Source organism: Bradyrhizobium pachyrhizi, from assembly GCF_001189245.1.
GTDB classification, from domain to species: Bacteria; Pseudomonadota; Alphaproteobacteria; order Rhizobiales; family Xanthobacteraceae; genus Bradyrhizobium; species Bradyrhizobium pachyrhizi.
Window position 1 is genome coordinate 58,567 of the sequence record NZ_LFIQ01000094.1, and the last position, 373, is coordinate 58,939.

Annotated in this window: 1 pseudogene; it reads right to left on the minus strand. The window is 60.1% G+C overall.

Annotated elements, in window-relative coordinates:
* Nucleotides 1–373, minus strand: a pseudogene (locus tag AKL29_RS43725) (hypothetical protein); the annotation flags it as partial.

Genomic DNA, 373 nt, shown 5'->3' on the forward strand with positions numbered 1-373 from the left:
CGAACGGACTCCCATCAGGACGCGTTCACGCCTTGCTGGCGTGGAGCTTGGAGCCACCTTCGGCGCTGGAAGCTTTCCGGCGAACGCTTTGCGCCAGAGCGCGGTCATTCGGTCGTCGATCGCCGAAGCAACGCGCCTACCGCCGACGATCAACGCTCCAATGATACTCACCAGGATCAGGAACGTCCCGGGATACTGCGCATAAGAGGCAAGCCATTGGGATGCCCACGAAGGCAGGAAGCCACTCAGCGCTCGGATAAAGTCCGAAACCCATTTGAGCGCATTGACCCTCTCACCAAGCGGATCGCTCCGCCCGGCAAAAGGAAATACGACAAATACGACGGTCGCCGCCAACGTGAGGAAATACAGCGCC